8 protein-coding genes and 1 pseudogene are annotated in these 8,447 nt (G+C 47.9%); 2 read left to right on the top strand and 7 right to left on the bottom strand.

The window, feature by feature from the left end; genetic code table 11:
• The first annotated feature begins 434 nt into the window (after nucleotides 1-434).
• Nucleotides 435-1,211: a GTP cyclohydrolase FolE2 gene (folE2, locus tag DQN52_RS10800; RefSeq protein WP_003791190.1), complete on the top strand. Its 777-nt coding sequence runs from the start codon at nucleotides 435-437 to the stop codon at nucleotides 1,209-1,211.
• The gene (locus DQN52_RS10795; RefSeq protein ID WP_003787443.1) at nucleotides 1,199-1,687 is read left to right on the top strand and encodes a sensor histidine kinase; all 489 of its coding nucleotides are present in this window, start codon (nucleotides 1,199-1,201) and stop codon (nucleotides 1,685-1,687) included. The genes folE2 and DQN52_RS10795 overlap by 13 nt, the downstream gene beginning before the upstream one ends.
• 72 nt (nucleotides 1,688-1,759) lie before the next feature.
• On the opposite strand, the gene DQN52_RS10790 is transcribed toward DQN52_RS10795, so the two are convergent.
• The 7 genes and pseudogenes from DQN52_RS10790 to ptsN form a co-directional block, all read right to left on the bottom strand.
• Complete coding sequence (locus tag DQN52_RS10790; RefSeq protein ID WP_003787444.1) at nucleotides 1,760-2,737, bottom strand: malate dehydrogenase; 978 nt, start codon at nucleotides 2,735-2,737, stop codon at nucleotides 1,760-1,762.
• 218 nt (nucleotides 2,738-2,955) lie between these two features.
• The gene (gene rsgA / locus DQN52_RS10785; protein WP_032827786.1) at nucleotides 2,956-3,831 is read right to left on the bottom strand and encodes a ribosome small subunit-dependent GTPase A; all 876 of its coding nucleotides are present in this window, start codon (nucleotides 3,829-3,831) and stop codon (nucleotides 2,956-2,958) included.
• 414 nt (nucleotides 3,832-4,245) lie between these two features.
• Nucleotides 4,246-4,464 (bottom strand): annotated as a pseudogene (locus DQN52_RS10780) (MFS transporter); the annotation flags it as partial.
• A gap of 92 nt (nucleotides 4,465-4,556) precedes the next feature.
• Entirely contained in the window at nucleotides 4,557-5,807 is a 1,251-nt protein-coding gene (gene glyA / locus DQN52_RS10775) for a serine hydroxymethyltransferase (RefSeq protein ID WP_003787450.1), read from the bottom strand.
• 254 nt (nucleotides 5,808-6,061) lie between these two features.
• Nucleotides 6,062-6,937: an RNase adapter RapZ gene (gene rapZ / locus DQN52_RS10770; RefSeq protein WP_003787457.1), complete on the bottom strand. Its 876-nt coding sequence runs from the start codon at nucleotides 6,935-6,937 to the stop codon at nucleotides 6,062-6,064.
• Nucleotides 6,918-7,886: an HPr(Ser) kinase/phosphatase gene (gene hprK / locus DQN52_RS10765; RefSeq protein ID WP_003787458.1), complete on the bottom strand. Its 969-nt coding sequence runs from the start codon at nucleotides 7,884-7,886 to the stop codon at nucleotides 6,918-6,920. The genes rapZ and hprK overlap by 20 nt, the downstream gene beginning before the upstream one ends.
• A 66-nt stretch (nucleotides 7,887-7,952) precedes the next feature.
• Nucleotides 7,953-8,396, bottom strand: a complete 444-nt coding sequence (gene ptsN / locus DQN52_RS10760; protein WP_003787459.1) for a PTS IIA-like nitrogen regulatory protein PtsN — start codon at nucleotides 8,394-8,396, stop codon at nucleotides 7,953-7,955.
• Between the last annotated feature and the right edge of the window lie 51 nt (nucleotides 8,397-8,447).

Genomic DNA, 8,447 nt, shown 5'->3' with positions numbered 1-8,447 from the left:
GATAAAAGTCCTTTTGTAGAAAAAGCAGCCTGCACTTTTTATCGCAAGCTATTAGCATAGTGGATTAAACTCAAACTAGGACAAGGCGACAACGACCGCCGTGTACACCTAGTACATAAGGGAGTTGGCAACGCGGTAATAGTTTGAATTTAATTCACTATAAAATCAAAGAATGTGATTGTATGCCAAAACAGGGCAAAGTGATATACTCTCGCGCTTTCAAATAGCAGCCATTCTCAAACACACATGCAGGCTGAGACCTTTGCAAAACCCCAGATTTGAGTGCAGTTCAAAGTGATAGCATCGCAGAACGCGCAGATAATATTGAAATATTTTCAAGCGTTCGAGAAGCGCATCACGAAGAAATGCGCAAAAGATGGGGTTTTGCAAAGGTCTCAGGCTGCAATCAACATATACACAAGGAAATAAATCGCATGAGTGCCATTGCAGACGTGCAAAGTAGTAAAGATTTACGCAACATTCCCATCAACCAAGTTGGCATTAAAGACTTGCGTTTTCCGATTCGCGTGCAAAGCGCACAGGGCGAACAGCACACGGTGGCGCGTTTGACGATGACGGTGTTTTTGCCTGCCGACCAAAAAGGCACGCATATGTCGCGTTTTGTGGCGTTGATGGAAGAGCAACAGTTGGCATTCAACGCGCACAATCTGCGTGATTTGACCGCGCAAATGGTGGCAAAACTGGATTCACATTCGGGCAAAATTAGCGCGACTTTTCCGTTTTTCCGCACCAAAACCGCGCCTGTGTCGGGCATTCAATCGTTGTTGGATTACGATGTAACGCTGTCGTGTGAAATCGTGCAGGGTAAAGCGCAAAGCAGCCTGCGCGTGTTAGTGCCTGTTACCAGTTTGTGTCCGTGTTCCAAAGAAATTTCGCAATATGGTGCACACAATCAACGCTCGCACGTTACCGTGTCGCTGAACACCAACGCGCCTGTGGAAGTGGAAGAAGTGTTGGATTGGGTGGAGCAACAAGCGTCTTGCCAACTGTATGGCTTGCTCAAACGCCCAGACGAGAAATTTGTTACCGAACGTGCGTATGAAAACCCGAAATTTGTGGAAGACATGGTGCGCGATGTGGCGACGATTTTGCAGCAAGATTCGCGCATTGATAGCTTTGTGCTGGAAAGCGAAAATTTTGAGTCTATTCACAATCATTCGGCATATGCGGTAATTGAGTGGGCGCGGTAAAGCAAGTCAGCGAAGAAATACCGCGTACATCGGTTGCGGTGCAGCCCATTTTGCGCCGTGTGATTGAAGATTTATTGCCGCTTGCCGATGCCAAAAACCACGACATTGGCGTGATTTCCAGCGAAAATCCCAGCATTTTGGCAAACGAATTGGATATTTACACGCTGATTAAAACCCTTGTCGACAACGCCATTCGCTACACGCCAAACGGTAGTCAAATTGACCTGTCAGCGCAAATCCAAAACAATAAGCTGTTGATTTGTATTGAAGACAATGGCAACGGCATTCCACAATCCGAACGCGAACGTGTGCTGAATCCGTTTTATCGCATTTTGGGCAGCGGCGAAACGGGAACAGGTTTGGGGCTGTCCATTGCCGACACGATTGCTAAACGCTATGGCGGCAACATCACGCTCAAAAGCAGCCTGCACTTTGAAACAGGCTTGCGTGTGGAAGTTTGGTTGTCTTTTGATTGAATCAATAAAATAGAAAAGCAGCCTGCACTTTGAATCAATCAAAAAGTGCAGGCTGCTTTTTAAATCAAGCGATTACAACAAATCTTTCACGCCATCTTTTTCGCCTTCCAATTCGGCAAGCGTTTTGTTGATACATTCTTGGCTGAATGCGTCCATTTCCAAGCCTTGCACGATTTGGTATTCGCCGTTTTCGCAAGTAACAGGGAAGCCGAACATGGTTTCCGCTGGAATGCCATACGAACCGTCAGATGGCACACCCATCGTTACCCATTTACCGTTTGTACCCAGCACCCAATCGCGAATGTGGTCAATCGCCGCGTTGGCTGCCGATGCCGCAGACGACAAACCACGCGCTTCAATAATCGCCGCGCCACGTTTGCCCACCGTTGGCAAGAACACGTTGGCATTCCATTCTTGGTCGTTAATCATCTCTTTGACGCTTTGGCCGCCAATGGTCGCAAAGCGGTAGTCGGCATACATGGTCGGTGAGTGGTTGCCCCAAACACACAATTTCTCAATATCGCGCACCGCTTTGCCTGTTTTTTCGGTAATTTGGCTGACAGCGCGGTTATGGTCAAGACGCAACATTGCCGTAAAGTTTTTCGCTGGCAAATCAGGCGCAGATTTCATCGCAATATACGCATTGGTATTGGCTGGGTTGCCCACCACCAACACTTTCACATTACGGCTTGCCACTTTGTTCAACGCCGCACCTTGCACGGTAAAGATTTGCGCGTTGGCTTGCAACAAATCGGCACGTTCCATGCCAGGCCCGCGTGGACGCGCACCCACCAAAATCGCGATGTCGGCATCTTTAAACGCCACTTCTGGGTCGTCCGATGCAATCATGCCGTCCAACAATGGGAAGGCGCAATCTTGCAATTCCATCATCACGCCCTGAACGGCTTTTTGCGCTTGTGGCAAGTCCAACAGTTGCAAAATCACGGGCTGGTCTTTGCCCAACATTTCACCAGAAGCAATGCGGAACAACAATGCGTAACCAATTTGACCTGCTGCGCCTGTTACGGCAACACGAACGGGTTGTTTCATAGACCTATCTCCATAATAATATTGATAAAAAAGTGCAGGCTGCTTTTGCCTGTAATCGTGTGTTTACGCCAAGTTTTGTAAACAATCTGTAAACAGATACATCATAGCAGCCTGCATCATCAAATACAAGCAGCCTGCACTTTGTTTTGTTATCTAATGATTTTAGTTCATGGCGTTGCGCCGCCATACCCACGCTAGATAGCAGCGAACCCGAACAATTAGTGGTCTAACTCATCGCTAATCTTTTGCAGCAATGTTAAGCGTTCGGCGCGGATTTCGCCTTGTTCTGCGGCTTGTTTGAACGCGCAATTTGGCTCGGCGCGGTGGGTGCAGTTGTGAAAACGACATTGCCCAATCAAATGGCACAAATCGGGAAAATAGTGCGGCAAATCGGCAAGCTGTAAATGGTGTAAGCCAAATTCTTGCAAACCTGGGCTGTCTATTAACTTGGTTTGTTCGTCCAAATCATACAGTTGCGCGTGGGTGGTGGTGTGTTTGCCCGAATCCAGTGCGGCTGAAATGTCGTTGGTTCGTGCCAGTTGTTCGCCCAGCAGCGCGTTGGTTAGCGTGGATTTGCCCATGCCGCTTTGTCCGAGCAAGATGTTGGTGTGTCCGTGCAACACGTTGTGCAGGCTGCTTGCGCTGGATTCGTGTAGCGCAGACAACTCAATCACTTCATAACCTAATGTTTTATAAAATGAAAGTTTTTCGCGCCAAATAGCCGTTTCGGGCAAATCGCTTTTGTTTAGTACGATAATGGCGTGAATGTGCGCTGCTTCGGCGGCGATGAGTGCGCGTTGCAACAAGGCTTCGCTGGGGCTGGGGACGGCTGCCAACACAATCAAAAGTTGCGATACGTTGGCGGCAATGAGCTTGGATTTCCACGCGTCTTGGCGATAGAGCAGGCTTTGGCGTTCCTGCACGGCTTCAATCACGGCTTGTTCTTGGTTGATGATTTGAATGCGAACCCAGTCGCCGCACGCATAATCGGTGCGTTTGCTGCGCGTGCTGGCTTCGTAGGTTTGGGATTGGTCGGTGCGGACGATGTAGCGGCGACCGTAGCTGGCGATAATTTGGGCGGTTGTGGAAGACATGGTTTTTTGTGGGATAGAAATAATTTTAGCCAAATAATTCTGAATGTGTACCCAAACGGATTAACTGTAATTCTTGCTCGTCTGTTTTATATAGTGGATTAAATTTAGATTAAGACAAGGCGACAACGACCGCCGTGTACAGCTAGTACATAAGGGAGTTGGTAACGCGGTACTAATCTAAATTTAATTCACTATACAACTCCATTACATTAAAATTACGTTTTCATTATAATTGATATAAAAATGTGCAGGCTGCTTTTTGTAGACAAAATGGCAAAGCAGCCTGCACTTTATTTTATTGGTTGATTAAAATGCAACAGCACCTTCAATCAACTAAAACAAATCAAATACTTTAATGAACACCATAATCATACCATAAGCCAGTGGAACGCCCACCAACAACCAACGCCACCACACGGCAAGCGCAATGCTGAATACCCAGCCAACTGTGGTCAATTTCCAGTCATCGGGCGCGGATTGTGTGATACCGATGAGTTTGGTTAAAGGTGCGTTGAACACGGAATAGGCGTAAATTTGCCCAATAGACAAATGTACTGCCAACGCGGCAGGCGGTACGAGCCAGCGATTGTAGTCGTGCGGGGCGATGGAATGAGAGCAGTCTAGAAATGACATGAGTAATCCTTATCCAACAAAAAGTGCAGGTTGCCTAATGTTTGCTACAACACTAGGCAGCCTGCACTCTACACATTGCTGCTATTTAAGTTTTATGCGCCATAAACAGGGTTTTTGTCGCACAAAACTTTGGCTTTTTCTGCCACTTGTTTCAACACGGCTTCATCGTTTGGATTTTCCAACACATCTGCTACCAAATTCGCCAATTCACGCGCATCGGCTTCCGTAAAACCGCGAGTAGTAATCGCTGCTGCGCCAACACGAATGCCTGATGTTACAAACGGTTTTTCAGGGTCATTTGGAATCGCGTTTTTGTTAATCGTGATATGTGCTTTGCCCAACGCTTCTTCGGCTGCTTTACCCGTGATGTTTTTAGGACGCAAATCCACCAAGAAAACGTGGCTTTCAGTACGACCAGAAATAATACGCAAACCGCGTTTTACCAATTCTTCCGCCATGGCTGCTGCGTTGATTTTGACTTGTTTTGCGTATTGTTTGAATTCAGGTTCTAATGCTTCTTTGAACGCAACGGCTTTTGCAGCGATAACGTGCATCAACGGGCCACCTTGCAAACTTGGGAAAATGGTAGAGTTCAATGCTTTTTCATGCGTATTATCACGACATAAAATCACGCCACCGCGAGGGCCGCGCAAGGTTTTGTGTGTGGTTGTGGTAACAAAATCCGCAAATGGAACGGGGTTCGGATATTCGCCACCTGCCACCAAACCAGCGTAGTGCGCCATATCTACAAACAGATACGCGCCTACTTTGTCCGCGATTTCGCGGAAACGCGCCCAATCAATTTCCAAAGCGTAAGCTGACGCGCCAGCCACAATCATTTTGGGTTTGTGTTCTAACGCCAAACGCTCTACTTCCGCGTAATCCAACACTTCGTTTTCGTCCAAGCCGTAGGTAATCGCGTTATACAATTTACCTGAAATGTTCACGCTCGCGCCGTGGGTTAAGTGTCCACCGTGTGCCAAGCTCATACCCAAAATGGTGTCGCCTGGTTTCAATACAGATGCGTAAACCGCTTGGTTGGCTTGCGAACCTGAATGCGGTTGTACGTTTACATATTCTGCGTCAAACAATTTTTTTGCGCGGTCAATCGCCAGTTGTTCTGCCACATCAACGTGTTCGCAACCGCCGTAATAGCGTTTGTTTGGATAACCTTCGGCATATTTGTTGGTTAATTGGCTGCCTTGTGCTTCCATAACGGCACAGCTAACGTAGTTTTCAGACGCAATCAATTCGATGTGGTCTTGTTGGCGTGTTACTTCGGCGGCAATAGCGGCTGCCAATTCTGGGTCGTATTGTGCAATGGTTACGCTTTTTGAGTACATAACAGTTTGTCCTTGTGGTTGATGTGGGTTAAAAAGGAAGTGGGATTGTAAAAGATTTTGCAGGCTGCTTGCATGAAATTTATCGGTTTTGTTTGTGTGTTCTATTCATTGATACCTGCTGCGGCGTGTTCAAGCAGCCTGCACTTTTTGTCCGAGTCTTTGATTTGTGGATATAGTGAATTAAATTTAGATTAGTACAGCGTTGCCAACTCCCTTATGTACTAGATGTACACGGCGGTCGTTGTCGCCTTGTCCTAATCTAAATTTAATCCACTATATTTTATCTGCCGATGCCGTGTAATCACTTGAAATTGCCCACACAAACGTGCGGCAAGCTGTTCGGTTAAATACACCGAACGATGTTGTCCGCCTGTGCAGCCAATGGCAATGGTAACGTAGCTGCGGCTTTCGTCTTGCATTTTGGGCAGCCATTTTTGCATGAATTGGCTGATGTCATTGAGCATTTCTTGCGCTAAATCTTGTTGATTTAAATACTGAATAATCGGCTCTTGTGTGCCGTTGTAGGGGCGCAAGTCGGGCAAATAATAGGGGTTGGGCAGGCTGCGAACATCAAACACAAAATCGGCAGCAGGGGCAGCGCCGTATTTGAAGCCAAACGATTCTATGCTGATGAGCAAGCTGCTGTGGTCGGCATCGAGCCATTGGGAAACGCGCTGGCGCAGTTGTTGTGCGGTTAGGTGCGTGGTGTCCAAACAGTATGCCAAGTTACGCAAAGGCAGTAGCCATTCGCGTTCATGGTTTAGGCTATCGTGCAGGCTGCCTGCACTTTCTTGCGCGAGTGGGTGGCTGCGGCGTGTTTCGGAAAAACGGCGCAATAACACGGCTTGGTCGGCTTCCAAAAACAGAATTTGAACGCTGTGTCCTTGTTGGCGCAGGCTGGCGATGAGTTCATTTGCCATGCTGGTGTTGGGGCGCGAGCGTATGTCTAGGCTAATGCCGAGTTTTTCGGTGTGCAGGCTGCTTTGCCAGCTGGTGGCGTGGTGGCGCACCAGTTCGGGTATCAATGCGAGCGGTAAGTTGTCCACACAATAAAAGCCGTGGTCTTCCAGCAAATTGAGTGCGACCGATTTGCCTGAACCTGATAAGCCACTAATCAATACTATCTTCATCGTTTAACTCGCTGTCGGGTTTGTTCATCATTGCCTGATGGCGTTCCAAAAATTCTTTGGTGCTGTCTTTGCCGCGCAGTTGCAAAATATAGTTGCGAACCGCCGCTTCTACCAACACCGCCAAGTTGCGACCTGCGGCAACAGGCAACACAACCGAACGGATTTTCACGTTCAAAATGGTTTCGGTTTCGGTGCGAATCGATAAGCGGTCGAGTGTTTTCATGTAATCGTCATCGGCAGGCACAAGCTGGATAATCAATTTAAGCTGCTTTTTGGGGCGGATACTGGTTTCGCCAAAAATGTGGCGAATGTTCAATACGCCTAAACCGCGTACTTCCAAAAAATCGCGCAACATGGTTGGGCAGCGACCTTCTAATACTTCGGGTGCGGTGCGATGCAGTTCTACCGCGTCATCAGCAACCAAGCTGTGTCCGCGTGAAATCAGTTCCAACGCCAATTCACTTTTGCCCAAACCTGACGCGCCAGTGAGCAATACGCCCACTTCAAACACATCTAAAAACACACCGTGTTTGACGGTGGACACAGCCAACACACGTTGTAAATAAATCCGCAAAACGTCCATTAGATACGGGCTTTCCAGTGCGGACGTGAGCAGCGGTACATTGTGCGTGTGGCAATAATCGCGCAGACTTTGCGGCACGGGCAAATCGTTGGCAACAATCACCAACGCCATCGGGAAATTGAACAATTCGTCCAAGCTTGTTGGATTGTCGGACTGTTCCAGTTTTTGCAAATAGGCAACTTCGGCAACGCCCAGTACTTGCACTTGGTTGTGGTGGATAAAGTTTAAATGCCCAACCAAAGCTAGGGCAGGGCGGTCGGCTTCTACGCTAATGCGGTTGTCGCCGCCTGCTGTGCCTGCTGTCCACGCCATTTGTAGCTTTTGTTGGTTGTCTTGATAGAGTTTGCGAACGGAAATGCTGGGCATGGAGTTTCCTTGTAAACAAATAGTGCAGGCTGCTTTTTGTGTATTCAAAAGCAGCCTGCACGGTGTTTAATTGAGTAATTGTTGGATTTGTTCGGCTGTTTGGCTTTGCAACAAAGCATCGCGCACGGCTTTGTCGTTGAACTTGCCAGCCAAGTGCGACAAGATTTCCAAATGCTCGCTGGTTGCCGCTTCTGGCACGAGCAACACACACACCAACGACACAGGTTTGCCATCGGGTGCGTCAAAATCCACTGCTTCTTGCAGGCGAATAAACGCACCGCAAGCAGCCTGTACACTAGCATGACGACCATGCGGAATCGCTACGCCATGCCCTAAACCAGTTGAACCCAAACGCTCACGCGCAATCAGGCAGTCAAAAATTTCGTTTTGTGGCAAGCCAGCTTGTTCGTGCAGCAGTTGCGCTACTTGTTCAAACAAGCGTTTTTTGCTGCTGGCTTGCTGGTCTAACACAATATGAGAAATCGGAATAATATCGCCAATGGCTTTCATGTTGTTTACTACTTTGTTTTTGGAGAGACGGTGCGAATTTTAACGCTTGCT

The sequence above is a fragment of the Kingella kingae genome (assembly GCF_900475905.1).
Classification (GTDB): domain Bacteria; phylum Pseudomonadota; class Gammaproteobacteria; order Burkholderiales; family Neisseriaceae; genus Kingella; species Kingella kingae.
The sequence above is the reverse complement of the archived record's forward strand: the minus strand, read 5'-3'. Positions and strand labels throughout refer to the sequence as shown.